This window comes from Jiangella asiatica (assembly GCF_004349065.1).
GTDB classification, from domain to species: Bacteria; Actinomycetota; Actinomycetes; order Jiangellales; family Jiangellaceae; genus Jiangella; species Jiangella asiatica.
Genome location: NZ_SMKZ01000051.1, coordinates 22,210 through 48,433, shown reverse-complemented (window position 1 = coordinate 48,433; position 26,224 = coordinate 22,210). Strand labels below are relative to the sequence as shown.

The following is a 26,224-nucleotide window of genomic DNA, read 5'->3' as shown; positions in this document are numbered from 1 at the left end:
GGTGGTTGGCAGGGGGTCGCTCAGGCGCGCGCCACCCATCAGTACCGCCGATCCTGGGCTCTTGATATGCGCGCCAGCCTTCCAGGCGTCGCCAACTGTTGATGATCACGCGTATCGCACCTGGAGCGGGACGGGTGTCAGGGCTTCTCGGTCGATGAGTGCTCGGGCTCCCGCGAGTGCTCAGCAGAGGTGGTCTCCGCCGGCGGCGTGGAGTCGGGTTTGCGGTCCGGGGCGTGCTCGGCGCGGCGCTCGAGGTCCTTGATGCGCTTGTGCTGGCGCCATCCCTTCCGCAGGCCGATCCGGAGCAGCCAGAGCGCGGCGAGGGTTGCCAGACCGGTGACGAGTCCGGCGAAGTAGAGGGCCGAGCCGGACGTCGTGACATCGGAGCCGAGGAGGTCCAGCGAGAGCGACTCGCCGCCCCCCGCGATGACGCCGATGGTGAGCAGCAGGGCAAGGAGCAGAACGATCAGTGCGACAGCGACCACGACGACCACCTCTTCATCGGGACCTCCCTCCCACCGTAGCGATCTCCTGGCCGGTGGCGCGCGGGTTCGGCGGGTTCGGGTTGCGAGGGTGCCCGCGACCCGGGCCGGTGACCCGCGACCCGCCACTCTCGAGCCGCGGTGTGCCCGCTTTCAGCGCGCCTGGGCCAGCAGCGCGTCCAGCAGGCGGACCGCCCCGGCCTTCTGCAGCGGCTCGTTGCCGTTGCCGCACTTGGGCGACTGGACGCACGACGGGCAGCCGTCGCGGCACGGGCAGGTCGCCACCGCCGTGCGTGTTGCCGCCAGCCACTCGTGTGCGGCGTGATAACCACGCTCGGCGAAGCCGGCCCCGCCGGGGTGGCCGTCGTGGACGAAGACGGTGAGCAGGCCGGTGTCGGGGTGCAGCACGGTCGAGAGGCCGCCGATGTCCCACCGGTCGCAGCTGGCGACGAGCGGGAGCATCCCGATCGAGGCGTGCTCGGCGGCGTGGGCCGCTCCGGGCGCGTCGGCCTCGGACACGCCGGCCGCCGTGATCGCCGAGGCGGGCAGGGTCCACCAGACCGAACGGGTGCGCAGGCGGCGCTCAGGCAAGTCGAGTGGGACCTCGCCGAGCACCTCGCCGCTGCGCAGCGCCCGCTTGAGATAGCTCACCACCTGGCTGCTGACTTCCACGGAGCCGAGGCTGAGGCGCGCGTCGCCCCAGTCGACCGACGTCGACTCCTCGAGGACGTGCAGCGTGCTGACGGTTCGCGCCGTCGTCGTGTACTCGGGGGCGCCGGCGATGGCCATCGCGACGCCGTCGTCGAGGTCGAGGCCGTCGATCAGGTAGGTCTCGCCCTGGTGGACGTAGACGGCACCGGGGTGGGCGGTGGAGTGGGCCCGGACTTCGTCGACGGTGCCGAGGACCCGCCCGGTGCCGAGCTCGACCAGGCTGACCAGGCCGCCGGAGCCGCGCAGGTCGGCCAGCTCGGTCGGACGCTCGCGCTTGGTCCAATGCCAGGTGGTCTCGGCTTTGACCCGCCGGCGCAGGAGGCGCCGATGCTCCAGCGTGGCCATGACGTCGTCGGTGGATGGTCCGAAGATCGCGGCGTCTGCGCTGGAAAGCGGCCGCTCGGCCGCCGCGGCGCACAAGTGCGGCGCGAGCACGTACGGGTTGTCCGGGTCCAGAACGGTCGCCTCGACCGGCTGCCCGAAGATCGCTTCCGGGTGCTGGACGAGGTACGAGTCGAGCGGGTCGTCGCTGGCCAGGAGCACCGCGAGGCAGTCCTGCCCGGCCCGCCCGGCGCGGCCGGACTGCTGCCACAGCGACGCGCGGGTACCCGGCCAGCCGGCGATCAGCACCGCGTCCAGGCCACTGACGTCCACGCCCAGCTCCAACGCCGTCGTCGCGGCCAGGCCGACGAGCGAGCCGTCGTTCAGGGCGGTCTCCAAGCCGCGGCGCTCGTACGCGAGGTAGCCGGCCCGGTACGACGCCACCCGGCCGGGCAGCGACCCGTCCACCGGCTCGAGGGCGTCGCGGGCCAGGCCGGCGACGGTCTCAGCGGCCCGCCGCGACCGCACGAACGCGACGGTCCGGGCGTCTGCGACGACGAGGTCGGCGAGCAGGTCCGCGGTCTCGGCCAGCACGCTGCGCCGCCGTGTCCCGTTGTCGGCCGACAACGGCGGCTCCCAGAGCAGGAACGTCTTCGAGCCGCTGGGGGAGCCGTCGGCGGTCACCGGCTCGACCGGGAGGCCGGTGAGCAGCTCGGCGGTGCGCGCCGGGTCCGCCGTCGTCGCCGAGGCGAGGACGAACGTCGGCGCGGCGCCGTAGAGCTCGCAGACCCGTCGCAGTCGGCGCAGCACCTGGGCGACGTGCGAGCCGAAGACGCCGCGGTAGCCGTGGCATTCGTCGACGACCACGAAGCGCAGCGACCGCAGGAACCCGGCCCAGCGGTGGTGTGCGGGCAGCATCGAGTGATGCAGCATGTCCGGGTTGGTCAGCAGGTACGTCGCGTGGGCCCGGGCGACGTCGCGCAGCTCGACCAGGGTGTCGCCGTCGTAGGTGGTGGCGATGACGTCCGGGACGCCCAGCTCGTCGAGGGAGCGCAGCTGGTCCGCGGCCAGCGCCTTGGTCGGCGAGATGTACAGGGTGGTGCCGCCCGTGCGCCGCCCCGACCGGGCCGCCGTCAGCGCCGGGAGCTGGTAGGCCAGCGACTTGCCGGACGCCGTCCCGGTGGCCACTACGACCGACCTTCCGGACCAGGCCAGCGACGCGGCCTGTGCCTGGTGCGTCCAGGGCGCTACGATGCCAGCGGTCATGAAGCGCTCGCGTACCACCGGGTCCACCCATCCCGGCCAGGCGGCGGGACTCGCGGCTCGGGCAGGGATCGATTCGATGTGCGTGACACGTCCGGACCGGTGCGGACCGGACAGGAGGACATCGAGCAGGTCGTTCGGGCGGGGCACCTCGTGAGTCTCGCATCATGGTTGAATGCGGATGAGCCCGGCATGCGGAGAGCGCCAGAGCAGTGACCGATGAGGCATGGAGGATCTGCGTGGACCTGTCGTTGTCGACCCGTACCGAGAGCGGCCGCAGTGTGGTCGCGGTCGGGGGTGAGATCGACGTCTACACGGCGCCGAGACTGCGCGATCAGCTCGTCGAGCTCGTCGACTCAGGGCACTACCACATCGTCGTCGACATGCGGGCGGTCGAGTTCCTCGACTCCACCGGCCTGGGCGTGCTCGTCGGGGGCCTGAAACGGGTCGGCCAGCACGACGGGTCGCTGCGCCTGGTATGCAACCAAGAGCGCATCCTCAAGATCTTCCGGATCACCGGACTCACGAAGGTCTTCCCGATCCACGAGCGCCTGGAGGAGGCTGTCGCCGCCACCGACGGGTCCTGAGCGGGCCGTCGTGAACCGGCGCCGTGTGGGTACTGTCACACGGCGCCATAGGCACTGGTGGGGCACACCGGCGTGACCTTTGGGCTGTCGGCCCTTTAGACTCCGCGAGTCAGCCGGATGTCGAGGGCCGACTTTCTGGCATCCGGTCCCGAACGAGTCAACTGTCAGCGCTCGGCCGAGAAGGCCGCAGCGCGGATGGGTGTTTCACAAGCCCTGCCCGAGGGCTACGTCAAGGAGGACGAATGACCGGGCTCAACCTCTCCTACGTGGTTGTCGTCGCGTTGATCGCGGTGGCAGCCCTGGCGATGGCGGCGCTGTTTCGCCGGGAGGTTCTCGCTGCCAGTGAGGGCACCGAGAACATGAAGACGATCGCGCGCGCCGTGCAGGAGGGCGCCGCGGCCTACCTCAACCGCCAGTTCCGGACGCTGAGCATCTTCGTGGTGCTGGTGTTCGGGCTGCTCTTCCTGCTGCCCGGGGACGCTGATGTCCGCTTCGGGCGGTCCCTGTTCTTCCTCGTCGGTGCCGCTTTCTCTGCCGCCATTGGTTATCTCGGCATGTGGCTGTCGACGCGCGCGAACGTCCGGGTGGCTGCCGCTGCCCGCGACGAGGGGCGCGACCCGGCCATGCGAGTGGCGTTCCGGACCGGCGGTGTGGTCGGTATGGCCACCGTCGGCCTGGGCCTGCTCGGCGCGGCCGTCGTCGTCCTGACCTACCAGGAGGACGCACCAACCGTGCTCGAGGGCTTCGGCTTCGGCGCGGCGCTGCTGGCCATGTTCATGCGGGTCGGCGGCGGGATCTTCACCAAGGCCGCCGACGTCGGCGCGGACCTCGTCGGCAAGGTGGAGCAGGGCATTCCCGAGGACGACCCCCGCAACGCCGCGACCATCGCCGACAACGTGGGCGACAACGTCGGTGACTGTGCCGGCATGGCCGCGGACCTGTTCGAGTCGTACGCCGTGATGCTGGTGGCCGCCCTGATCCTCGGCCAGGCGGCGTTCGGCCAGGAGGGGCTCGTCTTTCCGCTGATCGTGCCCGCCATCGGAGCGCTCACCGCGGTGCTGGGCATCTACCTGACTCGGCCGCGGCCCGGCGAGAACGGCCTGACCACGATCAACCGGTCGTTCTACATCTCGGCCGTGGTATCGGCGGTGTTGTGCGCCATCGCGGCGTTCGCCTACCTGCCCGACACGTTCGCCCAGCTCGACGGTGGCCTCGGCGACCACGACGGCGACCCGCGCGTGCTCGCCTCGGTAGCGGTGCTGCTCGGCATCGTGCTTGCCGGCATCATCCTGTGGCTGACCGGCTACTTCACCGGCACCGACAAGAAGCCGACGCAGGACGTCGGCCGTACGTCGCTGACCGGTCCGGCGACCGTCATCCTGTCCGGCTTCGCGTTGGGGTTGGAGTCGGCCGTGTACACCGCCCTGGTGATCGGCGCCGCCGTCTACGGCGCGTTCCTGCTGGGTGCCGGCTCGGTCGTGCTGTCGCTGTTCCTCATCGCGGTAGCTGGCACCGGCCTACTGACCACGGTAGGCGTCATCGTCGCGATGGACACCTTCGGTCCGGTCTCCGACAACGCCCAGGGCATCGCCGAGATGTCCGGCGACGTCGACGGCGAGGGCGCGCAGATCCTCACCGAGCTGGACGCGGTCGGCAACACCACGAAGGCCATCACCAAGGGCATCGCGATCGCGACGGCGGTGCTGGCCGCGACCGCGCTGTTCGGCTCGTACATGGATGCCATCGAGCGGGAGATCCGCAACGTCGCCGGCGACATCTCCGGAGACGACTCGTTCCTGCTGGCGATCGTCTCACCGAACGTGCTGGTCGGTGTGATCATTGGTGCCGCCGTAGTGTTCCTGTTCTCGGGCCTGGCGATCAACGCCGTCGGCCGGGCGGCCGGTGCGGTCGTGTTCGAGGTCCGTCGCCAGTTCCGCGAGGACCCAGGCATCATGGCCGGCACCACCACTCCGGCCTACGGCCGCGTCGTCGACATCGTCACCCGGGACTCCCTGCGCGAGCTGGCCACGCCCGGCCTGCTCGCGGCGATGGCCCCGATCGCCGTCGGCTTCGGTCTGGGCACCGGCCCGCTGGCCGGTTACCTGGCCGGCGCCATCGCGACCGGTGTGCTGATGGCCGTGTTCCTGGCCAACTCCGGTGGTGCGTGGGACAACTCGAAGAAGCTGGTCGAGGACGGCCGGCACGGCGGCAAGGGGTCGGCCGCGCACGACGCAACCGTCATCGGCGACACCGTGGGCGACCCGTTCAAAGACACCGCCGGCCCGGCGATCAACCCGCTGATCAAGGTCATGAACCTGGTCTCCGTGCTGATCGCACCGGCCATCGTGTCGATGAGCGTCGGGGCTGACGAGAACGACGCGCTGCGGTACACGATCGCCATCGTCGCCGTCGTGATCATCGTCGCGGCGGTCTGGTTCTCGAAGCGTCGTTCCACCGTCATCGGCGACGAGGAGCCCGCTCGGGAGCAGGCAGCCGTCTGACCGGTGTGCCGCCCGGTGGGTCTGACCTACCGGGCGGCCGCCACCGAGATCACCACGCCGGAGTGCCGGTCGTCGTCAATTGCGACGGCCGGCACTCCGGCGTTCGTCATCTTTCGCATCAACGCCGCCTGGCCGCTGTCGCCCCGTCTGGTCCGGGCGAAGGCGTGCACCCCGACCGGCGCGCCCTCCAGCGGCAGCCCGGACCGCGCCGTCCGGCCGGCCAGCAGCTCCCGGCGCCGATCGTACTCGCGCCGGGCCCGGCGCAGGTGCTGGTCCATCCCTCCGGACGCGATGAGCTCGGCCACCGTCAGCTGCAGCACCGTCGACACCCCGAGGTCGGATTCCTGTCGCTGCTGGCGCAGCCGAGCCGCGACCATCGGCGGCGCGACGATCCAGCCCATCCGCAATCCGGGTGCCAGCAGCTTCGACAGCGACCCGGTCAGCACGACGAGGTCGGGCGCCAGCGCCTGGACGGCAGCCGGGACGACGCCGGGGGCGGCCAGGTGCGAGTCGTAGTCGTCCTCGACGATCCACCGGCCGGCGGCGCGGCACGAGTCGACCAGCGTGCGCCGGCGGGATGGTGACAGCTGGACTCCGGTGGGGTACTGGTGGCTGGGTGTCACCAGCACGGCGCCGACGTTGGCCGGGATCAGCGCCGGGTCGAGCCCATCGCCGTCGACGGGGATGTACTCGACGTTCACCGGGCGACGGAGCAGGTGGTGCGTGGTGCCCGGTGAGCACGGCAGCTCGACGGCCCAGGAGCTGGCCGACAGCGTCGTCGTCAGGAGCCACAGGGCATGGGAGACGCCGGCGGTGACGTGCACCTGGTCCGGCGTGGCCGAGACGCCGCGGGTGCGGCCCAGCCACTCCGCGAGCCGGGCTCGCAGCCGCGGGTGTCCGGCCGGGTCGGGGTAGCCGAGATCGCCCGCCGACAGCCCGGCCAGTGCTGCCCGGGACGCCGCGGACCAGGCGCGATGCGGGAACAGCGCGCTGTCGGGAACCCCGGGTGTCGGCGGCGGCGCGGCCGACACGGGCGGTGCGAGGGCCGGTGCGTCGCGGCCCGGGCCGCCGGCCACCACCGGTCGCCGTCGCGGCCGGGAGTCGATGAACCCCTCGTCGACGAGCTGGGCGTAGACCGTGTCGGCGGTCCCGCGGGCGACACCCACCGCGTGGGCGAGGTCGCGGGCGCCGGGTAGGACGGTCCCGGGCAGCAGGCGACCGCCCAGGACCGCGTCGATGAGCCGCGCGCGCAGCCAGGACGCCTTGCCGGTGGCCGGGGCCGGCCCCCAGGAGGCGACCAGCTCGGCAGCGCTGTCGGATGCCACTGGCCCAGTGAATCAGCTCGGAACTGGCCCTGTCCATAGGCCAGTCACTGGGTCAGGATCGTCGCCATGATCCGATCCGCGAGCCTGCACCCGACCACCGGCGGGGCGTTGGCCTGCACCGTCGGGATGACGGTCGTGGGCACGTCCATCGCACTGGCGCCGTTGCTGGTGGACTACCCGGTGCTGGCCGGCCAGGCGTGGCGCTACCTGCTGGCCGGGCTGGTCCTGCTCGGCGTCATGCACGCGCGCGGCGTGCCCGTCCCGCGGCCACGGCTGGCGCAGCTCGGCCGGTTGGTGTTGTTGGCCGGGACCGGGCTGGCCGCGTTCAACTGGCTCCTGATCGAGGGCTCCGCCCGGTCCGACCCTGCCTTCCTCGCCGCTGTGATCGGCGCTACGCCGCTGGTGCTGGCGCTGGCCGGCCCGCTGTTCGACGGCGGACGAATCCACGGCCGCACCGTGGCGGGCAGCGTCGTCGTGGTGGCCGGCATCCTCGTCGTCCAGGGCGCGACGACGGCCCCGCTGGGCGCGGTCCCCTACGCCGTCGGGTTCCTGCTGTGCGAGGCCGCGTTCACGCTGCTGGCCGTCCCGCTGCTACGCGAGCTGAGCCCGTTGCAGGTCTCCGGTGCGGTGTGCCTGGTGGCGGTGCCGCTCCTGGCCGGGCTCGCCGTCCTGGAACCCGGCGCCGACCTCGTCGTGCCGACGGTGTCCGAGGCGGCCACGCTGGCCTTCCTCGCGGTCTGCACGACCGCGATCGCGTTCCTGCTCTGGTACGGCGGCGTGGTGCGCCTGGGTGCGGACCGGGCCGGGCTGTTCGCAGGCGTGATGCCGATCGCCGGGGTGCTGGCCGGCGTCGTCGCCGGGACGTCCGGTTGGTCGCCGACGGTGCTGGGCGGTGCGTTGCTGTGCGGTGCCGGCATCGTCGTCGGGCTGCGGCGCGCGCCGCGAGCGGGCGAGTTCGCGGACGGCGGACGCGTCGACCCCTCCGCGCCGCAGGCCGTTCCCGCAGAATCGGCGGCATGACCGATGGCTGGCTCGACAAACACGGACTCGTCACGCTGCCGTCGGGGGTGATCCTCCGTGGCCGTCGGATCGGCGACGCCGTCAGTCCGGCCGACTTCGCGCTCGTGTTGGCGAGTGGACCGATCCCGGCGTGGCCGCACCGCCGGATCGACTGGCCGGACTTCTGGATCCCCAAGGACCGCGCCGACGCGCTGGACGCTCTGCGCGGGGCGTACCGCCGGGCGTGTGACGGTGAGCGGGTCGAGGTCACCTGCAAGGGCGGGCGCGGGCGCACCGGCACCGCGCTCGCCGCGATGGCCATCCTGGACGGGGTGCCGGCCACGGAGGCCGTCGGCTGGATCCGGGCGAACTACAACCCGCACGCCGTGGAGACGCCACTGCAGCGGCTCTGGCTGCGCTCGGTCCGCTGAGCGGTGGTGGTCAGAGCGCCGCACCGACCTCGTCGTCGGTGATCACAGCTGCCGCGACGATGTCGTCGCCCTTCTTCGATTCGTCGACGTAGGCGTGCAGCGCCATCTCCGTGTACCTCCCTTCGCGGTTTCCGGGCGACCTGCCGATCACGTCTGCCTTGTGACGCCGACAATCGCCTGAGCTCGTTCCCGCGGTGGGGTGGGTCGTGGGGACGCATCGGCCCGCTGTCACACGCAGGTGCGGTCCGTGCTGCGTGGGTCGTCGACGCGGCGGGAGCGGTAGATCTCGCCGTCGCGGGCGGTCGCGCGCCAGGGCCGGGCCAGGTTCAGCGGGATGTGCAGGTCCGGCGCCGAACGGTCCAGGTCGGCGATGGCCAGGCCGCCGGCGTCGGGGTCCGACACCCGGGTCAGGGTGCCGCCGTCCGGGCCGATCAGCTCCGAGGCCATCAGGCCGGCGCACTGTGCCGGCACTGAGACCCCCAGCCAGTAGCTCTCGATCGCCGCGTGAGCCCGGGCCTTCGTCGCGAAGATCGCGTCGATGGGATAGGCCGACAGCAGCACGCAGTCGACGCCCAGCCGTTCGTACTCGGCGAAGAGATCCGGGAAGTTGACCTCGATGCAGATCGCGCAGCCGAACCTGAACCCGTCGACGTCGAAGACGACCGGCCGGAAGCCGGGTGAGTAGAAGCGGGTGATCTCGGTGTTGGAGCACAGCCGCTTGTCGTAGCGGTCGACCAGGCGGCCCTGATCGGAGATGACGTACAGGCTGTTGTGCGGCCGGTTCGGCGGCGTCAGCTGGTGCGCGGATCCGAGCACCACCCACACCCGCAGCTCCGCGGCCACCTCCATGGTCAGCGACAGCTCGGCGCGCACCAGCTCCCAATCGACGTCCGCCCAGTCGCGCACCTGTGCCTTCGCGTAGCCGGAGAGCATGCCCTCTGGGAACTGCACCAGTCGGGCTCCGGCACCGGCCGCGGACCGGAGCAGCGAGCGCACCCGGCGGCCGTTCTCGGCGACGTCGGCGGCGATGGCGGGCTGGGTGACGGCGATGCGCAGCGGCGGCATCGCATCATCCTGCCACCGCACCGGTCAGCGGCGCGGGTCGTCCACCACCGCGGTGGCCGAGCGGGCGCCGTCGTCGTCGGCCGGCACGGCGCACCCAGCCAAGGCGACCACGACGGCGACGGCGCCGAGGAGCGGACCCGGGCCACGTCAGCGGGCCGCGGGGTAGGCCCTGGCGAGCTCGGCGAAGACCTCGATGTTCAACCGATAGGCCGTGAGCACCTCGTCGAGGACGCGCTCGCGCTCCTCGGGGTTCCACGGTGCGGCGTCGAGCCGGGCCCGGTAGGCGTCCTTGAACGGCCGCGGCTTCGGGATCCGCTCGAAGCTGTAGAACCTGACCCCGTCGCCGCCGGGGGCGAAGCCGTACGTGCGCGAGACGATCGTGCCGACGGCCAGGCCGCCGGACAGGTCGCCCAGGTAGCGGGTGTAGTGGTGGGCGACGAACCCGCCCGGCCACTGGGCGGTCTCGCGGATGCGCTCGGCGTATCTGCGGGTCGACGCGAGCGGCTCGAGGCTGTCGAGGGCGTCCGGCCCGAGCAGGTGGGCCAGGTCGGTCCGCAGCGCCGGCACGCGGGTGAGGTCGTCGGTGACGAACGGCCCGGCGATCAGGTCGTCGCGCATCCCGGCGGCGACCGACTCGAGCGCCTCGTAGACGAACAGGTGCTGGGTGACCATGGCCGCGTAGCCGTCGCGGCTCATCCGGCCGCCCATCAGCGCGGAGATGAATCCTGTCCCGTTGGCCTCGTCGTGCAACGGCCAGCTGCGTTCGCGCAGCGTCTGGGAGAACGTTCGGTACTCGGCATCGGCGTGGCTGCTGATCGCTGGCACGGATTCTCCTCCGGTCGCGGGTCTTGCTACCTTCAGTATGCCTGCTTAGGATTGCCTACCCCAATCTAGGTATGCCTTACCTATCACGATAGTGTCACCCGTGATCCGCTGAATCCGACATCACGCTGAAAAGGTAGGACATGTCGATCGGGACCGGGCGGCGCAGACGTCGCCGTCGATTGGTCATGGCTGTGGGGTGGTTCTGGCGGTCGGGGGCTCGCTGAGCGTCGCGGAGACCGCGAGGGGCCGCGACCGCCAGCGGCCCGGAGGGTCAGACGATCACCGTGTCGACGGTGGACGGCTTGGACCCCGCGGGCGAAACCGTCACGATCCGTGGCGAGGGTTTCGACCTCGCCACGGGCATCTACGTCGTCGTGTGCGTCAACACCGGCCCCGGTCAGCAGCCCACGCCGTGCCTCGGCGGCGCGGACATGGAAGGCAGCACCGGCTCGTCGGTCTGGATCTCGTCGAACCCACCGTCGTACGGCGAAGGGCTCGCGCAGCCGTTCGAGGAGGTCGACGGCATCGGTTCGTTCGACGTCGAGCTCACGGTCGCCGCCAGCGACGAGTTCGCGTCCGGCCGGACCGTGTCGGCGGACTGCACCATCACCGCGGCCCCAGGCGGCTCCGAAGACGGTGGTTCGGAGGACGGCGGCGACATCGACGACGGATCCGAGGACGGTAGCGGGTCCGACGATGGCGGCGCCGGGGCCGGTGGCACCGGCGACGGGGACCTGCCCGACACCGGTGCGGGGCCGGGCCCGCTGCTGGCGATCGGGCTCGCGCTGCTCGCCGGCGGTGTCGCGGTGCCGCTGCTCGACCGTCGCCGCCGCGCGTAGGCACTCGCCTGCCGATCAACGGGGACTGGAATGCACGGCGTCGCCGCGAGGTTGGAGCCGTCATGGTCACCACGAATGCTCTCCTCGGCATCGCGGCCGTCGCCCTCGGGCTGGTACTCACGCCCGGGCCGAACATGATCTACCTTGTGTCGCGATCGGTGACCCAGGGCCGGCGGGCGGGCCTGATCTCGCTGACCGGTGTGGCTGCCGGCTTCTTCGTGTACCTGCTGGCCGCCGCGGTCGGCATCGCGGCGGTGTTCACCCTGGTGCCGGCGCTGTACACGGCGCTCAAGGTGGCTGGAGCGGTCTACCTGCTGTGGCTGGCGTGGAAGGCATTGCGGCCCGGAGGCGATTCCGTGTTCTCGCCGAAACCGCTGCCGCCGGACGGGCCGCGCCGGCTGTTCACGATGGGCCTGGTGACCAACCTGCTCAACCCGAAGATCGCGATCCTGTACGTCTCGCTCCTGCCGCAGTTCGTCGACCCCTCGCGGGGTAGCGTCGCAACCCAGAGCGTCGTGCTCGGGCTTGTCCAGATCGTGGTGGCTCTGACGGTGAACGCCCTGATCGTGCTCACGGCCGGATCCCTGGCGTCGTTCCTGAGCCGGCGGCCGGTCTGGTTGCGGGCGCAGCGGTTCGTGATGGGCTCGGTCCTCGCCGCGCTCGCCGTGCACATGCTCACCGACCGGTCGAGGCCGGCGGCCGCGGCCACCTAGTCCGCCCGCGACCGCGGCGCGAGCCCGCGGGCAGGTCAGTCGCGCACGCTGTAGCGCAGGAAGACGACGCCGTTGCCGAACCGGCGCTCGTCGAGCAGCTCGAGGTCGAGGCGGACGCCGTCGGGATGGAACGGCGTCCCACCGCCGACCACGACCGGAGAGACGAGCTGGTGGATCTCGTCGACCAGGCCGGCCCGCAGCGCCGCGGCGGCCAGGCCCGGACCCTCGACGGTGAGGTCGCCGTCGGCGGTCTCCTTGAGGCGGCGGACGGCGTCGGGGTCGAAGGTCCGCTGCAACCTGGTGCGCTCGCTGGACACCTCCGGTAGCGTGCGGGAGTAGACGACCTTGTCGGCGGCCTGCCACTTCCGTGCCCAGTCGAGGATGAAGTCGGGCTGGTCAGGGATGGTGTGCGCGGTCTCCCAGTAGACCATGGTCTCGTACATCCGGCGCCCGTAGAGGAACGTGCCGATCGGGCCCGCAAGTTCGTTGACGAACGTGTGCACCTCCTCGTCCGGGGCGCTCCAGTCGAACGTGCCGTTCGTGTCGGCGACGTAGCCGTCGAGCGACGTGATCATCGAGTACAGCAGCGCGGCCATCACGCACCTCCAGGAGTTTCGAACGAGGCCTCACCGTCCGTCGCGACGCACAACCGGCGGGCGGCGCCGGCGAACTGCCGGTCGGCGTCGCGGCGGCAGAAGGCCGGGAAGGCCGGCAGGCCGGGCGGCGCCGGCATGGCCGCTCGCCGCGCCTGAGAACCGCCGAAGAGCAGGAGCAGGTCGGTCACCGTCTCCGGGTCCGCGGGCCGCATGAGCTCGTCGAAGACCGGCGAGTCAGCCCAGGTCAGGGCTAGCGCGAACGCGTCGCCCCAGGCCGGACCGATACAGGCCATCCCCCAGTCGACGATCACCACGCCGCCGTCCGGCCGGATCAGCAGGTTGTCGTCGCGGACATCCCAGTGGCACAGCGTCTCCGTGGCCAGCCGCGTGGGCAGGGTGGCGACGCGGTCGTGCAGAACGCCGGCCCGCGCCACCGCCCACTCCGGCAGGAACCGCGCGGGGTCGGCGGCGATCTCCTGCCAGCGGCTCAGCCAGCGCCCCGCCATCTCCGGCAGCGTCCGCACGTGCAGGCCCGGCGGCGACGGCGTCAGCTCCCTCGCCTGCCGCTCGAGCGTCGCCCGGACGGCGACGGCGTCGGGCCCGTGCGGGTCGGCCAGGTCCGGGTAGCGCCCGTCCACGTCCGCCAGCAGCAGGGCGACCCAGTCGCCGTCGTCGTAGTCGCCGAGCCGGCCGGGTCGGTACGGCGCCGGTCGCAGCGCTCGCAGCACCGCGGCCTCGTGCCGGAACAGTGCCGGCGTCTCCGGGTTCAGTGAGGCACCGACGGCCTTGACGAACGCCGTCGTGCCCGCGGACGTGCGCAGCCGGGTCGCGCAGCCGGGCGACATGCCGCCGGACTGACCCTCGGCACTGACGACGGAGGCGCCGAGCGTCGTCTCGACCCATCGGCGCACCCGGTCGGGGATGTCGGCGTAGGGCAGGCGAACCCCGACGGCACGCGGAATCACCGGCATGGATCAGCTCCGCCCGCCGGAGCGCGGCGTGACCCCGAGCGCCCCGACAGTGCCCTCCGGGCGGAACGGGTCTCGGTCACCACGACAGAATACCGGCGTGACGACACCACACCCCGGGCTGTCCGACGACGACGTCGTGCGGCTGCGCGAGGCGCTCGCCGCCGCCGGCTACACCGTCGACGGGGTCCGTGACCTGCTCGGCGCCCGGGCGGCCGCGGCCCTGGACCGCAACGAGACGACGCCGGGGCGGCTGGTCACCGACGGCGACGGCTCCGCGCTCGCGGCCCTGACCCGGCTGTGGTCGCTGCAGGCGCCGGTGCGCCGGGCAGAGCTGGAGCCGGTCCTGCCGGTCGACACGTTGCTGGCCGGCGGGGTCGTCGCCGTCGACGGCGCGCAGTTGCGGGCAGTGGTCGACGTGCGGCCCTACGCGGACGACGTCGGCGACTGGTGGGTGGTCGCCGACCTCACACCGGGCATGGACGGTCACCGCGCGCCGGTGCCCGAGGACCACGTGCTCGGACTCAACGCCGCCTCCAGCACGCTGGCACAGCTCACGGTGCGGCGCCCGGCCGGGCGGGCGCTCGACCTCGGCACCGGCTGCGGCGTCCAGGCGCTGCACCTGGCCCGGCACTGCGACCACATCGTGTCGACGGACGTGAGCCCGCGGGCGCTCGCGCTGGCGTCGCTGACGGCCCGCCTCAATGGCATCGACGTCGACTTTCGTCTCGGCAGCCTGTTCCAGCCGGTCGCCGGCGAGCGGTTCGACCTGATCGCCACCAACCCGCCGTTCGTCGTCTCGCCCGGCGGCAGCCACGTGTACCGCGACGGCGGCCGGTCCGGTGACGAGATCTCCCGCCGGGTGGTCGTCGATGGCGCCGCCCGGCTGGCCGACGGCGGCATCCTGCAGTCGCTGGCGAACTGGATGCACGTGCGCGGGCAGAGCTGGCAGGAGCGGGTCGGTGCGTGGGTCGCCGCCACCGGCTGCGACGCGTGGGTGATCCAGCGCGAGGTCGAGGACCCCGCCGAGTACGTCGAGCTCTGGTTGCGCGACTCCGGCGAGGCCGGCAGCCCCGGGTACCGCGAGCGGTACGAGACCTGGCTGCGCTGGTTCGACGACAACGACGTCGACGGCGTCGGGTTCGGCTGGGTGGCGCTGCGACGGTCCGGTACGTCGGACCCGGCGGTGCGGATCGAGGAGTGGCCGCACGCCGTCGAGCAGCCGTTGGGGCCGGAGGTCGCGGCCTGGTTCGACCGCGCGCGGGCGCTGCGGGTCGACGATGCCGCCCTGCTCGCCAGCCGCCTGGTGGTCGCCGACCACCTCGCGCAGGAGCAGGTCGGCCGGCCGGGCGAGGAGGATCCGGAGCACATCGTGCTGCGGCAGCGCCGCGGCCTGCTGCGAGCGGTCGACGCCGGCACGGCCGAGGCCGGGTTCGTCGGCGCCTGCGACGGCACCCTCACGGTCGGCGCGATCATCGACGCGCTGGCGACCGTGCTGTCCGTGGACGCCGGGGAACTGCGGGCCGACCTGCTGCCGCGGGTACGTGACCTGGTCCGCGACGGTTTCCTGCGTCCATGACCCGGTTGCCTGTGTTCGTGACGCGGTTTCGACGCCTGTGTCGCGGCTGTCGACGTCAGGCGGCGCCGGCCACCGCGGCCAGCCCGACCACCAGGTAGACCACCCCGCCGAGCGTCACGCCGCCGGCCGCGAGCAGCGGAATGCCGCGCGACAACCGCGCCAGCCGGGGCGAGCGGTGTGCCGACGCCATCAGCAGCGTGCCGCCCTTGATGGTCACGACTCCCACCAGCGTCAGGGTCAGCGCCAGGCCGACGGCGAAGCAGGCCACGAGGATGAGCGCGTACGTGGTCCGGCCGGTCAGGATGCCGCTGACCAGGACCAGGAAGGCCGACGGCGACGGCAGCAGGCCGCCGGACAGCCCCAGCGCGACCAGTCCGTGACGCGACCACGGCGCGACCCCCGGCGGCGGTCCGTGCCCGTGCCCGTGGCCGTGCCCGTGCCCGTGGCCGTGCGCGGCGGATCGGGTCGCCGAGCCGACGAGAGCCGGCTCGGCCCGGCGGGCGCTGATGTACCGGCGGAGCAGCCCGACCCCGACGGCGATCACCACCACCGCGGCGATCACCTGCAACCACGACGTGATCCGTTCCGTGCCCGTCGTGCCCGACGCGGTCAGGCCCACCCAGGCCAGCGCCAGCACGAGCACCGAGAACGTGTGCATCCCCGCGACGATGGCGCCCAGCAGGAGCGCGTCGCGGTATCGGCCACGCGAACCCACCAGGTACGCGGCCGCGATCGTCTTGCCGTGCCCGGGCGCGACGGCGTGTGCGCAGCCGACGACGAGCGCGACCGCCAGGCCCGCCCACCACACCCCGGGGGTGTCGAAGAGCTCGACGAGCCGGTCCTCGATACCGCTCAGCCCGTTCACCTGGCGACCTCGGCCGGTGGCGTGCTCGCGGCGCGGCGCCACCAGACCACCCCGCCGCCGACGGCGACCACGACCAGAGCACCGGCCGCGACCAGCGACTGGGTGGCGATGCTCGACCCGCCGTCGGGGTCGAACCGCCACATCTGGGTGGACGTGCCCGCCGTGAAGAGCGACTGTCCCGGCTCCGATGGCACCTCGGACGTGACGACGGTGCGGTAGTTCTCGTTGACGTCGGTCAGGGCGGTGACGCTCAGCTCCACCGCCGTGACCTCCGCGGGGCACTCGAACACCAGCAGGGCGCCGTGCGCCAGCAGGTCGTCGAGCTGGTCCACGCGGCCCGCGCAGACCTCACCCCGCTGCGACACCGAGATGTGTGAGAGCAGATAGCTGGGCAGGTTGTCCGACCGGGCCAGCAGGTCGGCGCCGGTGAGCTGGCCGCCGTCGGCGTCGGTCTGGGCGGCGAAGGCGTCCAGGTGCTCGCCGAGGATCACCCAGTCGTCCTCGGCGGCGAGCCACTGGACGGAGACCTCGTTCGCGTTCACGTCGACCCGGGCGTTCAGCGGCGGACCGAAGGGGTGCGCCGTAGCTGCCGGGGCGATGAGCAGGCTCGGGAGGATCGCGACGACAGCGGCCCCGGCCGCCGCGATGCTCAACCGAGCCAGCCGGCCGAGTGGGCGTCCTGGGCGAACGGTGGTCACCGAGCCTCCTCTGCTGCGACGGAACCCCGTCACAGCAAACCGTGGCTCGGCGCGCACCACGTCGCCTCGGATCGTCGCCCGCGTGAACCCCGGATGAACATCCCGCTCGCCCCGGTCTCACCCCCTGTTGATCATGGGCTTGATCATGATCAACAGGAAGGGGGTCAGGTGCGGGCGCTGCGGGCCGCCACCTCGGCGTCGCTGCGGAGGACGCAGAACTCGTTGCCTTCGGGGTCGGCCATGGTGAGCCAGCCGGTGCCGGGGCCGTATTTGCCGCGGTGGTCGGCGACGTCGGTGGCGCCGATGCCGCGCAGCCGCTCGATCTCCTCGTCCCGGGTGCGGTCGGTCGGCCGCAGGTCGAAGTGCAGCCGGTTTTTCACCGTCTTGCCCTCCGGCACCTCGATGAACAGCACCTGGTGGCTGCCGTCGGGCGTCTGGATCACGCACTCCTCGTGGCCGGGCTCGTTGGGGTCGTCGGCGATGTCGACGTAGTCGAGGACCTGCTTCCACCACTCGGACAGCTCGTAGGCGTTGGCGCAGTCGATGCTCGTGTGCGAGATGCGGGACGTCATAGCCACACCCTGCCCGCCCGGCCACGGGACCGTCGAGCCGATTTCGTGGCAGACCAAGGATCTCGTCGATCGGCACGATCCGCGTGACGACCTGGCCGATGGGATTACCGGCGGCGGCCGGAGAAGGAAGCGGAGAACGCGCCGGCGGTCGTCTTGGCGGTTCCGGCGGCAGCGCCTGGCTTCGGGCGTCGCGACGTCCGCGCGGAGGCGGCCGGCTCGGTGCCGGCCGACCCGGTGGAGGCGACCGCGGCCTGGGTAGAGCGGCCGGGGCGGCGGCGCCGTCGCCGGCCGTCCCCGCCGCCGGCGCGCTGTCCGCGCGTCCGCTGCGGTGCGGGCACGTGGGCGACTGGCTCCACCCACGCCGCCCTCGGCCCGGTCAGCGCCTCGATCGCCGGATCGCCCGCGGACACCCTGGAGATGATCGGCCTGATGCCGGCCTGCCGGCACAGCGTGCGAACGTCGCCTGCCTGGTCCGGCGTCATCACGGTGACGACGGCGCCGTCGGCACCGGCTCGCGCCGTCCGGCCCGAGCGGTGCAGGTATGCCTTGTGCTCGGCTGGCGGGTCGACATGCACCACGAGGGCGATGTCGTCGACATGGATGCCGCGTGCGGCGATGTCGGTGGCCACCAGCACCCGAGCGGTGCCGGCCGAGAACGCGGCGAGGTTGCGCTCGCGCGCGCCCTGGCTGAGGTTGCCGTGCAGGTCGACCGCGGGGATGCCGGACGCGGTGAGACTCCTCGCCAGTTTCTTCGCACCGTGCTTGGTCCGGGCGAACAGGAGCGTGCGCGACTGCCCGGCGGCCAGCTCGCGAACGACCTGGCCCTTCTCGCCGGCGGCCACGGACAGGACGTGGTGCGTCATGGTCGTGACCGGCGCGACAGCTGGCGCCGTCGAGTGCATGACCGGGTCGGTCAGGTAACGGCGCACCAGCGTGTCCACGTCGTTGTCGAGGGTCGCCGAGAACAGCAACCGCTGGCCGCTTCGCGGGGTGGCGTCCAGGAGCCGCCGGACCGCCGGCAGGAATCCGAGGTCGGCCATGTGGTCGGCCTCGTCGAGCACGGTGACCTCGACCGAGCCCAGGTCACAGTGGCCCTGCGCGATGAGGTCCTCGAGCCGGCCGGGGCAGGCGATCAGGATGTCGATGCCGTTGCGCAGCGCGCGGATCTGCGGCATCTGGCCGACGCCGCCGAACACCGTGCTGGTGCGCAGGTTCATCGCGGCCGCCAGCGGTGCGAGCGTGGCCGCCACCTGGTTGGCCAGCTCGCGGGTGGGCACGAGGACGAGTGCGCGGGGTCGGCCGGCCCGGCGAGGCCGACCGGACCCCGTCAGCCGGACCACGGTAGGCACGGCGAAAGCGATGGTTTTGCCGGAGCCGGTCTGGCCGCGGCCGAGCACGTCCTGACCTGCGAGGGTGTCCGGGAGCGTGGCCGCCTGGATCGGGAACGGAGTGGTGACGCCGTCGGCCGCGAGGGCGACGACGACGGCCGTCGGCACGCCGAGCTCGGCGAACGAGCGAGCGTCATCGCCGGCCGGCACGACGCGGGCGGCGGGGGCCGTGGCCACGGTGGAGGTGGACTCGCGGACAGCCGCAACGGGCTGCGGAGCGCGACGGTTACGGGCGCGGCGGCGGGCAGAGCCGCTCCGCGCCGTGCGGGCGTCAGTAGGCAAGAAGCGTCCTTCCAGGACGAGAAGAGATCGGCCGGTCACGAACGGACGCCCACTCATCTGGAAGGGGAACCTGCGCCTGCTACCGGCGCGTCGCAGTCGACCTCGGGGGCGTGTCATCGTGCCCCGTCGCCACCAAGTGTGCCCGACGGAGCCGGAGATGACCAAACGAGCTCAGGTGCGGTACTGCGCGGTCAACGGACATTGGAACGGATCGCGGGCGCGCAGCCCCACGTCGTTGAGGTACCTGACCACCTCTCGGTATGACCCGAACAGGCTGGTCTCGGTGTAGGTGATCTTGTGCCGGGCGCAGAACTCGCGGACGATCGGCTGGGCCCGGCGCAGGTTCGGCCGCGGCATGTTGGGGAACAGGTGGTGCTCGATCTGGTAGTTCAGGCCACCCATCGCGAGATCGGTGAGCGCGCCGCCGCGGATGTTGCGCGACATCAGCACCTGCCGGCGCAGGAAATCGATCTTCATCGTCGCCGGGACCACCGGCATGCCCTTGTGGTTGGGGGCGAAGGTGCCGCCCAGCAGCAGCCCGAAGAGCGCCATCTGGACGCCGATGAACGCGGCAGCCTTCCCCGGCGGCAGCACGACGAACAGCGCCGTGAGGTAGCCACCGAGCCGAGTGCTGACGAACACGGCCTCGACCCAGCGGTGCTTGAGCCGTTCCCGTCGCGTGATCGTCTGGATGCTCGCGACGTGCAGGGCAAGACCCTCGAGGAGCAGCAGCGGGAAGAAGAAGTAGCCCTGCCGGCGGGCGAGCCGCGCCGAGAGCCCGCGTCGGCGTTCCAGCGCTGCCGGGCTGAACGCCAGCACGCCCGGTGCGATGTCCGGGTCCGCGCCCTCCTTGTTGGGATTTAGGTGGTGGCGGGTGTGCTTGCTCATCCACCAGCCGTAGCTCAGGCCCGTGAACAGGCCGGAGATCACCCGCCCGGTCCACTCGTTCCAGCGGTGCGAGGCGAAGATCTGCCGGTGCGAGCCCTCGTGCCCGATGAAGCCGAATTGGGCCAGCACGACGGCGAGCGCGGCAGCCAGGAGCAACTGGTACCACGAGTCGCCGATGTACGCGAAACCCACCCAGATGCCGGCGAACGCGGCCACCGAGCCGATCATCAGGGTCCAGTAGAAGCCGTAGCGGCGCTTCAGCAGGCCGGCAGCCTGGATGGTCTTCGAGAGCTCGGCATACGCGCTGACGTGGCGCTCACGAGGGGATGCTTCGCCGCCGGTCTTGCTGAGCGGTTTCGCGCGTGCGATGTCGGTTTGTGTCATCGGTGGGCACCGTTTCTCGTGTCGAGGGGCACGACTGCTCGCGGGCGATCCGGCAGATCAGAACCTCGAACGGGCCGGGCGCTGGAAGAGGCGGAGCAGCCGTGCCGCCCTCGGGGTCGGATATGGGGCTTGTCGCATGATCCTGGCCTATCTCGGCCCATCGGGCCGGATTGTCGTGAACCAGAACCATACGGAGGCCGCGTATCTCTGCCTCACCATTGACATAACCCTGGTAGCCCAAGGTTACACGGGTTGGCGCCCATCCCATTGCGACAACCATGACCAGCCCGGCTGTGCGGCGCCGTGCGCGGTGGGGGAAATCCGGTGGCCGGGCTCAACGGGCGGCGGGGAAGGTCAGCGTGACGGTGGCGCCGTCGCCGGGGCGGCCGTCGATGGCCATGGCGCCGTCGTGGGCGTGGACCACCTCGTCGACCAGCGCCAAGCCGAGACCGACGCGGTGACCGTTGCCGTTGCCGTTCCCCTCGTGGCCGCGGCGGAAGCGCTTGGTCAGCTCTGCCGCCAGCTGCGGGTCGAGGCCGACGCCGTCGTCGATCACGCTGATGCGGACCGAGCGGTCGTCGCTGGTCAGGCCGATGGTGACGGTGCCGCCGCGCTGCACGTGGTCCAGGGCGTTGTCGACGAGCGCGGCCACCGCGCGGCGCAGCGCGCTCGGCACTCCGGTGACGACGTGCCGGCCGTCGGGCTCCGCGTCGACGACGATGTCGACACCGGCTTCGTCGGCGGTCGCGGAGAAGGAGTCCTTGATCTCGGTCGCCACCCGGGCGAGGTCGACCGGCTGCCGTGACTCGGGCCGGTACTGCATCTCGGCGGAAAGCAGCAGGTCGTTGACGATGTCGTTGAGGACCCTGGCGTCATCGACCAGCTGCGCGATCTCCTGGCGCTGGTCGTCGTCGGTGGCCGGACCGCGCTGCAGCAGCTGAGCGCGGGTGTGCAGGATCGCCAGCGGCGTGCGCAGCTCATGGCTCGTGTCGGCGACGAAGCGGCGCTGCAGGGCCAGTGCGTCGCCCAGCGGCCGCACCGCCCGCCGCGCCACCAGCCATCCGAGTCCGGCCGCCGCCAGCACTCCGATCGCGCCGACCAGGATGGACAGCCGGGCCAGCCGCTCGGTCTCCTCTTGCTGCTCGACGAAGCTGGTGACGGCCGCCAGCCGCTCGCCGTTCACCTCGGCCACGTAGGCGAAGAACGGCGCGTCACAGGCCTCGAACTCGCTGGCGCCGAGCGGCAGCTCGTCGACGACCGCCTCCACGTCGGACTCGGCGCAGCCCTCCGGGACGCCGTCGAGGATCATCGGCGACCCGGCCGGCAGGTCGTACTCGGCGGAGTTGTCGATCTTGTCCTGCATCTTGTGCTCGGTGGACTCGTGCCGTTCCTGCAGGCTGATCGTATAGACGAGTCCGATGACGGCGGCGACGACGAGCGCGGCGGCGACGCCGGTCTGGACGGCGACGACGAGCGACGCCCGTCGCAGCAGCCGGCGGTCGCTCAGCGCGGGTTGTGGACGGCGACGGTTCGGTCCGTCGCGGCGCCAGGTCAAGCCGCCCCCATCTGATAGCCGAGGCCGTGCACGGTCCGGATGACGTCACGGCCGAGTTTCCTGCGCAGATAGTAGACGTAGGTGTCGACAGCGCCCGGGCTGTCCGCGTCCTGGAACACGAGGCGGCGCAGGTCGTCGCGGGTGAAGATCTGCGTGGGGTGTGATGCGAACAGCTGCAGCAGCTGGCTCTCGCGGCCGGACAGTTCGATCGGCGCCGCGCCGCCGACCACCCGCCGCGACGAGATGTCCAGGTACCGCTCGCCGAGGTTCAGCCGGGTCGACGTGTCGGTGTGCCGCCGCAGCAGGGCCCGCAGCCGGGCCAGCAGCTCGTCGATCTCGAACGGCTTGACGACGTAGTCCTCGGCGCCGGCGTCCAGGCCCTCCACGCGGTCCTCGGTGGTGCCGCGCGCGGTCAGCACGAGGATCGGCGTGGTGATGCCCTGGGCGCGCAGCTTCCGGACGAGGTCGACCCCCTCGATGGCCGGCAGGCCGCGGTCGATGACCATGACGTCGAACCGGCTGGTCAGCGCCTGGTGCAGGCCGTTATGGCCGTCACGGGCGACGCCCACCTCGTAGCCCTCGGCGGTGAAGAGCCGGCTCAGCAGGTCCGACAGCTTGCCGTCGTCCTCGACCAGCAGGAGCCGGTTGCCACGGTCCGCTGTCATGCGTCGATGGTGGCACGTGCGCTCTGAGGTTCCTCTGAGATTCGCGCTCGACGATGGACCGTGCTGGTGGCTCCCGGCGCGCTCGCGGCGGGTCGGCAGGTGGTTGCTGCTGGGCGACATCGTCGCGGTCGCGCCGGGCGTCTACCAGTGCGGGGTCGGTTGCCAACGAGGCATCGATGGGTAGGAGACTGACATGAGCACAGGTCGCGAGACCGGCATCGTGCCCGCGGGCGACGACCAGCTGCGAATGACGGCGTCGCTGCACGTGACGGAGCTGCCACACGGGCTGTTCCCTCGACTCGGCGAGGGTTTCGTCCGGCGGTGGCACCGTGCGCACGTGGCGTCGCCGTACGGCGTGGTCCTCGTCGCGACCCGTGGCGACGAGGTGATCGGCTTCGTGCTCGGCACCACCGACCGGCCGGCCAACGTGGCCTGGATCATCAGCCACCGCCGGTGGGAGCTGATGGCGACGGCGCTGGGCCGCCTGCTCACGCGCCCGAGGGTGGCCTTCGGGTTCCTCCGGACCCGCGGGCTGCGGTATGTCCGCCGGCTGTTCGGACGCGGCGCCGCACCGGCTCGGGTGGCCGGCAAGGGCGACGTGCCCGAGGCGGGGTTCGCCCCGATCGCCGTGCTGGAGGCCGTCGTCGTCGCGCCCGAGGGCCGCGGCGAGGGCGTCGGCACCACCCTGGTCGAGGCGTTCCTCGGCATCGTCGCCGCGGCCGGCGTGGAGCGGACGGAGCTGGTCACGAAGGCCGGCGCCAGCGGCGCGGCCGGCTTCTACGAGCGGGCGGGATGGCATCAGGTCGGCAGCCACGTCGACCGCGACGGCGACCGCGTGCTGACCTTCCGGATCGACCCACGATTCGTGCGAGCTCGATGACGCGACAGCTGGACCGGCGCGCGTTCCTGCGCGCCACCCTGGGCGGCGGCCTCACCGCCGGCACGATCCTGATGGCGGCCTGCGGGACGGAGGAGCCGCTGGAGTCCCGTGCGGTCCGGTCCCCGGAGACCGCACCCAAGCAGCCTGGTGGTGTCCTGGCCGGCTCAGACCACCTGGCGCCGGTGCCGGACCTGCCGGCGCCCCAGCCGTGGACGCCGGCGGCCGGCGAGATCTCCCCGGAGATCAAGCTGGCCGCGGTCCAGGTCATCGAGGCCCTGGGTGCGGCTCCCGACCCCGCGGAAGCGTCCCGGCGGCTGGCCGACCTCGGCGCGGCGCCGAGTCTCGTCGCCTCCGCCGGTCCGCTGGTGCCGACGGCGACGCCGTCCGTCGTCACCGTCGTCTATCCGCAGTACGGCGGGCTGGAGCGGGCCACCGCCTGCGTCATGGCGGTGGCCGAGCAGACGTGGATCGCCGACCGCGAGCTGGACAGCCGCAGCGTCACCGTCGACGTCCGCCTGACCAAGGGCCCGGACGGGTGGACGGTCAAGGAGCTCCGCCCGGTCGCCGCCGTCGATCGCGCCGCTCTGCCCCTGACCGGTCCGGCCGCGGAGCTGGCCGGCGGCGGCCGCGTCCATCTGCCTGACGCGGCGGTGGCGGACCTGGCCGCCGGCAGGGTCGACAGCCGGGTCGTGGCGGCGTTGACGACGCTGTCACGGACGTACGAGCTGTCGGTGTCGGTCTTCCGCTCCGGCCATCCGGAGAACGTCTTCGGGACCGACCGGACCAGCAACCACACCCGTGGGCGGGCGGTCGACATCTGGGCCGTCGACGGTGCTCCGGTCGCGAGCATGGCCCGCCACGACCCGCGGTTGAGCGAGTTCCTCGCCGCCGTGCGCGCGACCGGAAGCGACGAGATCGGCGGCCCGATCGACCCGGACGGCCCAGGTGGGGACCATTTCGCCGACGACCTCCACCGCGACCACGTCCACCTGGGGTTCGAGCGGTGATCTATCGCCGACATCCGACGCACGAACCAGGCGTCATGCGCATCGCTGAGCGATGATCGTCCCCTGCCGACGTACGCCGGGATCGGTGCGGGCATGAGTGTCAGTCACCGCGAATCCTGCCCGCTCGACCTGCGAAGACAGCACCCCGATGGGCCAGAAGTATGCCGTGGTCACGGCATGGTCGAAGGGCACGAGCTCGGGCCCTTCGAAGAAGCCGATGGCCATGCCACCGCCAGGCCGTGTGCACCGCGCGAACTCGGCGAGAAGCGCGCCGATCTGGTCCGGGTCGGTGTGGATCAGTGAGTACCAGGCGAGGACTCCTCCCAAGCTAGCGTCCTCGACGCCGAGGCGATGCGCATGACCGATCCGGTAGGCGACGCCGGGATATCGCTGCCGAGCGGCCTTGTGAACTCCGGCACGGGATCGACACCATCGATGTCCACGCCTCGCTTGGACAGATAGTTCGTCCACTGACCCGGACCGCAGCCGACATCGATGATCTGCCCGTTGATACCTCGCGCCCACCCGAGTATGTGTTCGCGATCGTGCTCCGCCGCGGCCCCGATGCTGCCGAACAGGCTGATGTACTCCGCTGCCCGAGCAGCGTAAGCCTCACGAACCTCGGGCACGGACACACAGCGACCCTACTGACCGACGCGGACCGAGGCCTCTACGAGAGCACACCGGCGGGAATCGCGCGAAGGCCCGCCGGCACTACGCCCGCACGAAGGTGAGCGGCGTCAGGCGTCCAACTCCGTGAACAGTGTGAGGTGCAGCCCGGCTGGCGTGTCGAGCCGTGCGTTCAGCGAGTTCCACGGCGTGCGGGTCGGCTCCGCGACGACGTCGGCACCGCCCGCCGCCAGCTCGCCGGCGACCCTTGCTGCGTCGTCCACCTCCAGGGCGACCCGGACATGGCCGGCCACCCTGCGGCCGACCTCGACCCGGTCGATGAACTCCGCCTGGTCCGGGTCGACGATCTCCAGCGTCGCGCGGCCTGCCTCCAGCAGCACGACGCGTCCGTCGGGGGAGGAGAAGTCCGCCGCCTGCGGCAGGCCGAGCACGTCGCGGTAGAACCGCACCGCTGCGTCCCAGTCGCTGGCGGTGACGACGAGGCGCAGCTCGCGCACCCTCGGGGTCTCGGTCATGGGTGAGTCCTTCCAGGAGATCGCGTGTGTGATCCTGGTCCGCGTGAACACAGTGGCGCATCTGGTCGTGATGGGTGTCTCCGGCTCGGGCAAGACGACGGTCGCCAAGCGACTGGCCGATCGCCTGGGCCGCCCGTTCGTCGAGGCCGACGACATGCATCCACCGGCCAACGTGGCCAAGATGGCCGCCGGCACGCCGCTCACCGACGCGGACCGCTGGCCCTGGTTGGAGCTCGTGCGTGACTGGCTGTCCGAGCAGACCAAGGCCGGCCGGTGCGGCGTCATCACCTGCTCGGCGCTGCGTCGTTCCTACCGCGACATCTTGCGTGGGGCCGACGGACACGTGCGCTTCGTCCATCTCGACGGCGACCCGGAAGTGATCGCGGAGCGCATGCGCAAGCGCCAGGGCCACTTCATGCCGCCCTCGCTGCTGCGCTCGCAACTGGACACCCTGGAGCCGCTGGAGCCGGACGAGGACGGCGTGCGCGTGCCCATCGACGGCACGCCGGACGAGATCGCCGACGAGGCGCTGAAGCGGCTGGGTCTGAGTGACACCGGCGATTCGTGACGCTCGTCGCGGTTTCAACCGATGTGCCGGCCGGGTATATGGGGTCGGCGGGCAGGGCGCGGCGGTTCGAGATCTCCGCTCGCGGGGGTGGCGGAGAAACGTCGCTGCGCCGTGCCCGCAGG

Annotated in this window: 27 protein-coding genes; 10 read left to right on the top strand and 17 right to left on the bottom strand. The window is 71.9% G+C overall.

Going from position 1 to position 26,224, the window contains the following annotated elements; translation table 11 throughout:
• Window positions 1-137: 137 nt before the first annotated feature.
• Window positions 138-485, bottom strand: coding sequence for a hypothetical protein (locus tag E1269_RS25875; RefSeq protein WP_131900008.1), 348 nt, complete (start codon window positions 483-485; stop codon window positions 138-140).
• Between the two features lie 150 nt (window positions 486-635).
• On the bottom strand, window positions 636-2,927 hold the full coding sequence (locus tag E1269_RS25870; RefSeq protein ID WP_131900006.1) for a DEAD/DEAH box helicase: 2,292 nt from the start codon (window positions 2,925-2,927) through the stop codon (window positions 636-638).
• 89 nt (window positions 2,928-3,016) lie between these two features.
• On the opposite strand from E1269_RS25870, the gene E1269_RS25865 reads away from it, so the two are divergent.
• Together E1269_RS25865 and E1269_RS25860 are read left to right on the top strand one after the other, a co-directional pair.
• Complete coding sequence (locus E1269_RS25865; protein WP_131900004.1) at window positions 3,017-3,364, top strand: STAS domain-containing protein; 348 nt, start codon at window positions 3,017-3,019, stop codon at window positions 3,362-3,364.
• Between the two features lie 242 nt (window positions 3,365-3,606).
• Window positions 3,607-5,865, top strand: coding sequence for a sodium-translocating pyrophosphatase (locus tag E1269_RS25860; protein WP_131900022.1), 2,259 nt, complete (start codon window positions 3,607-3,609; stop codon window positions 5,863-5,865).
• Window positions 5,866-5,891: 26 nt separating this feature from the next.
• On the opposite strand, the gene E1269_RS25855 is transcribed toward E1269_RS25860, so the two are convergent.
• Window positions 5,892-7,190 (bottom strand): aminotransferase-like domain-containing protein, encoded by a 1,299-nt coding sequence (locus tag E1269_RS25855; RefSeq protein WP_131900002.1) that lies wholly within the window; start codon window positions 7,188-7,190, stop codon window positions 5,892-5,894.
• A 66-nt stretch (window positions 7,191-7,256) separates the two neighbouring features.
• On the opposite strand from E1269_RS25855, the gene E1269_RS25850 reads away from it, so the two are divergent.
• Both E1269_RS25850 and E1269_RS25845 read left to right on the top strand, forming a co-directional pair.
• Window positions 7,257-8,210 (top strand): DMT family transporter, encoded by a 954-nt coding sequence (locus E1269_RS25850; RefSeq protein WP_131900000.1) that lies wholly within the window; start codon window positions 7,257-7,259, stop codon window positions 8,208-8,210.
• Entirely contained in the window at window positions 8,207-8,620 is a 414-nt protein-coding gene (locus tag E1269_RS25845; protein ID WP_131899998.1) for a protein-tyrosine phosphatase family protein, read from the top strand. The genes E1269_RS25850 and E1269_RS25845 overlap by 4 nt, the downstream gene beginning before the upstream one ends.
• Before the next feature lie 228 nt (window positions 8,621-8,848).
• Here E1269_RS25845 and E1269_RS25840 read toward each other — a convergent pair whose 3' ends face one another.
• Both E1269_RS25840 and E1269_RS25835 read right to left on the bottom strand, forming a co-directional pair.
• Window positions 8,849-9,685 carry a carbon-nitrogen hydrolase family protein gene (locus E1269_RS25840; protein WP_131899996.1) on the bottom strand — a complete coding sequence of 279 codons (837 nt, stop codon included), beginning with the start codon at window positions 9,683-9,685 and terminating at the stop codon, window positions 8,849-8,851.
• Window positions 9,686-9,832: 147 nt separating this feature from the next.
• The gene (locus E1269_RS25835; protein WP_203434075.1) at window positions 9,833-10,510 is read right to left on the bottom strand and encodes a biliverdin-producing heme oxygenase; all 678 of its coding nucleotides are present in this window, start codon (window positions 10,508-10,510) and stop codon (window positions 9,833-9,835) included.
• Between the two features lie 293 nt (window positions 10,511-10,803).
• On the opposite strand from E1269_RS25835, the gene E1269_RS25830 reads away from it, so the two are divergent.
• On the top strand, window positions 10,804-11,349 hold the full coding sequence (locus E1269_RS25830) for an LPXTG cell wall anchor domain-containing protein (RefSeq protein ID WP_131899994.1): 546 nt from the start codon (window positions 10,804-10,806) through the stop codon (window positions 11,347-11,349).
• Between the two features lie 62 nt (window positions 11,350-11,411).
• Complete coding sequence (locus E1269_RS25825; protein WP_131899992.1) at window positions 11,412-12,062, top strand: LysE family translocator; 651 nt, start codon at window positions 11,412-11,414, stop codon at window positions 12,060-12,062.
• Window positions 12,063-12,097: 35 nt separating this feature from the next.
• On the opposite strand, the gene E1269_RS25820 is transcribed toward E1269_RS25825, so the two are convergent.
• Together E1269_RS25820 and E1269_RS25815 are read right to left on the bottom strand one after the other, a co-directional pair.
• A complete protein-coding gene (locus tag E1269_RS25820; protein ID WP_131899990.1) occupies window positions 12,098-12,658 on the bottom strand; it encodes a dihydrofolate reductase family protein in 561 nt (186 codons plus the stop codon).
• Window positions 12,658-13,629: a phosphotransferase family protein gene (locus E1269_RS25815; RefSeq protein WP_131899988.1), complete on the bottom strand. Its 972-nt coding sequence runs from the start codon at window positions 13,627-13,629 to the stop codon at window positions 12,658-12,660. Before E1269_RS25815 ends, E1269_RS25820 begins: the two co-directional genes overlap by 1 nt.
• Window positions 13,630-13,726: 97 nt before the next feature.
• Between E1269_RS25815 and E1269_RS25810 the strand changes: the two genes are divergently transcribed.
• Complete coding sequence (locus E1269_RS25810; RefSeq protein WP_203434074.1) at window positions 13,727-15,205, top strand: DUF7059 domain-containing protein; 1,479 nt, start codon at window positions 13,727-13,729, stop codon at window positions 15,203-15,205.
• A gap of 55 nt (window positions 15,206-15,260) precedes the next feature.
• On the opposite strand, the gene E1269_RS25805 is transcribed toward E1269_RS25810, so the two are convergent.
• The 7 genes from E1269_RS25805 to E1269_RS25775 form a co-directional block, all read right to left on the bottom strand.
• Entirely contained in the window at window positions 15,261-16,070 is an 810-nt protein-coding gene (locus tag E1269_RS25805) for a HoxN/HupN/NixA family nickel/cobalt transporter (RefSeq protein WP_131899984.1), read from the bottom strand.
• Complete coding sequence (locus E1269_RS25800) at window positions 16,067-16,768, bottom strand: hypothetical protein (RefSeq protein ID WP_131899982.1); 702 nt, start codon at window positions 16,766-16,768, stop codon at window positions 16,067-16,069. Before E1269_RS25800 ends, E1269_RS25805 begins: the two co-directional genes overlap by 4 nt.
• Before the next feature lie 164 nt (window positions 16,769-16,932).
• Window positions 16,933-17,340 carry a VOC family protein gene (locus E1269_RS25795; RefSeq protein ID WP_131899980.1) on the bottom strand — a complete coding sequence of 136 codons (408 nt, stop codon included), beginning with the start codon at window positions 17,338-17,340 and terminating at the stop codon, window positions 16,933-16,935.
• Between the two features lie 104 nt (window positions 17,341-17,444).
• Window positions 17,445-18,905 carry a DEAD/DEAH box helicase gene (locus tag E1269_RS25790; RefSeq protein ID WP_239001032.1) on the bottom strand — a complete coding sequence of 487 codons (1,461 nt, stop codon included), beginning with the start codon at window positions 18,903-18,905 and terminating at the stop codon, window positions 17,445-17,447.
• 276 nt (window positions 18,906-19,181) lie between these two features.
• Entirely contained in the window at window positions 19,182-20,282 is a 1,101-nt protein-coding gene (locus E1269_RS25785; protein ID WP_131899976.1) for a fatty acid desaturase family protein, read from the bottom strand.
• 334 nt (window positions 20,283-20,616) lie between these two features.
• Window positions 20,617-21,837: a sensor histidine kinase gene (locus E1269_RS25780; RefSeq protein WP_131899974.1), complete on the bottom strand. Its 1,221-nt coding sequence runs from the start codon at window positions 21,835-21,837 to the stop codon at window positions 20,617-20,619.
• The gene (locus E1269_RS25775) at window positions 21,834-22,502 is read right to left on the bottom strand and encodes a response regulator transcription factor (RefSeq protein WP_131899972.1); all 669 of its coding nucleotides are present in this window, start codon (window positions 22,500-22,502) and stop codon (window positions 21,834-21,836) included. Before E1269_RS25775 ends, E1269_RS25780 begins: the two co-directional genes overlap by 4 nt.
• Window positions 22,503-22,695: 193 nt before the next feature.
• Between E1269_RS25775 and E1269_RS25770 the strand changes: the two genes are divergently transcribed.
• On the top strand, window positions 22,696-23,382 hold the full coding sequence (locus tag E1269_RS25770) for a GNAT family N-acetyltransferase (protein ID WP_203434073.1): 687 nt from the start codon (window positions 22,696-22,698) through the stop codon (window positions 23,380-23,382).
• A complete protein-coding gene (locus E1269_RS25765) occupies window positions 23,379-24,389 on the top strand; it encodes a hypothetical protein (protein ID WP_131899970.1) in 1,011 nt (336 codons plus the stop codon). The genes E1269_RS25770 and E1269_RS25765 overlap by 4 nt, the downstream gene beginning before the upstream one ends.
• Window positions 24,390-24,422: 33 nt before the next feature.
• Here the strand turns inward: E1269_RS25765 and E1269_RS34400 are convergent, their stop codons facing one another.
• The 3 genes from E1269_RS34400 to E1269_RS25755 form a co-directional block, all read right to left on the bottom strand.
• Window positions 24,423-24,755, bottom strand: a complete 333-nt coding sequence (locus tag E1269_RS34400; protein WP_420810671.1) for a class I SAM-dependent methyltransferase — start codon at window positions 24,753-24,755, stop codon at window positions 24,423-24,425.
• The gene (locus tag E1269_RS33075; RefSeq protein ID WP_203434072.1) at window positions 24,686-25,024 is read right to left on the bottom strand and encodes a methyltransferase domain-containing protein; all 339 of its coding nucleotides are present in this window, start codon (window positions 25,022-25,024) and stop codon (window positions 24,686-24,688) included. The genes E1269_RS34400 and E1269_RS33075 overlap by 70 nt, the downstream gene beginning before the upstream one ends.
• Window positions 25,025-25,129: 105 nt before the next feature.
• On the bottom strand, window positions 25,130-25,534 hold the full coding sequence (locus tag E1269_RS25755) for a VOC family protein (protein WP_131899968.1): 405 nt from the start codon (window positions 25,532-25,534) through the stop codon (window positions 25,130-25,132).
• On the opposite strand from E1269_RS25755, the gene E1269_RS25750 reads away from it, so the two are divergent.
• Window positions 25,533-26,102 carry a gluconokinase gene (locus E1269_RS25750; protein ID WP_131899966.1) on the top strand — a complete coding sequence of 190 codons (570 nt, stop codon included), beginning with the start codon at window positions 25,533-25,535 and terminating at the stop codon, window positions 26,100-26,102. The two genes, E1269_RS25755 and E1269_RS25750, sit on opposite strands and share 2 nt — an antisense overlap.
• Window positions 26,103-26,224 lie beyond the last annotated feature (122 nt).

Coding starts and splice junctions, on each gene's coding strand:
- E1269_RS25860 (WP_131900022.1), top strand. CDS start 3,607: ATGACCGGGCTCAACCTCTCCTACGTGGTTGTCGTCGCGTTGATCGCG.
- E1269_RS25850 (WP_131900000.1), top strand. CDS start 7,257: ATGATCCGATCCGCGAGCCTGCACCCGACCACCGGCGGGGCGTTGGCC.
- E1269_RS25845 (WP_131899998.1), top strand. CDS start 8,207: ATGACCGATGGCTGGCTCGACAAACACGGACTCGTCACGCTGCCGTCG.
- E1269_RS25840 (WP_131899996.1), bottom strand. CDS start 9,685: ATGCCGCCGCTGCGCATCGCCGTCACCCAGCCCGCCATCGCCGCCGAC.
- E1269_RS25825 (WP_131899992.1), top strand. CDS start 11,412: ATGGTCACCACGAATGCTCTCCTCGGCATCGCGGCCGTCGCCCTCGGG.
- E1269_RS25820 (WP_131899990.1), bottom strand. CDS start 12,658: ATGGCCGCGCTGCTGTACTCGATGATCACGTCGCTCGACGGCTACGTC.
- E1269_RS25815 (WP_131899988.1), bottom strand. CDS start 13,629: ATGCCGGTGATTCCGCGTGCCGTCGGGGTTCGCCTGCCCTACGCCGAC.
- E1269_RS25795 (WP_131899980.1), bottom strand. CDS start 17,340: ATGACGTCCCGCATCTCGCACACGAGCATCGACTGCGCCAACGCCTAC.
- E1269_RS25785 (WP_131899976.1), bottom strand. CDS start 20,282: ATGACACAAACCGACATCGCACGCGCGAAACCGCTCAGCAAGACCGGC.
- E1269_RS25775 (WP_131899972.1), bottom strand. CDS start 22,502: ATGACAGCGGACCGTGGCAACCGGCTCCTGCTGGTCGAGGACGACGGC.
- E1269_RS25770 (WP_203434073.1), top strand. CDS start 22,696: ATGAGCACAGGTCGCGAGACCGGCATCGTGCCCGCGGGCGACGACCAG.
- E1269_RS25765 (WP_131899970.1), top strand. CDS start 23,379: ATGACGCGACAGCTGGACCGGCGCGCGTTCCTGCGCGCCACCCTGGGC.
- E1269_RS25750 (WP_131899966.1), top strand. CDS start 25,533: ATGGGTGAGTCCTTCCAGGAGATCGCGTGTGTGATCCTGGTCCGCGTG.
- E1269_RS25755 (WP_131899968.1), bottom strand. CDS start 25,534: ATGACCGAGACCCCGAGGGTGCGCGAGCTGCGCCTCGTCGTCACCGCC.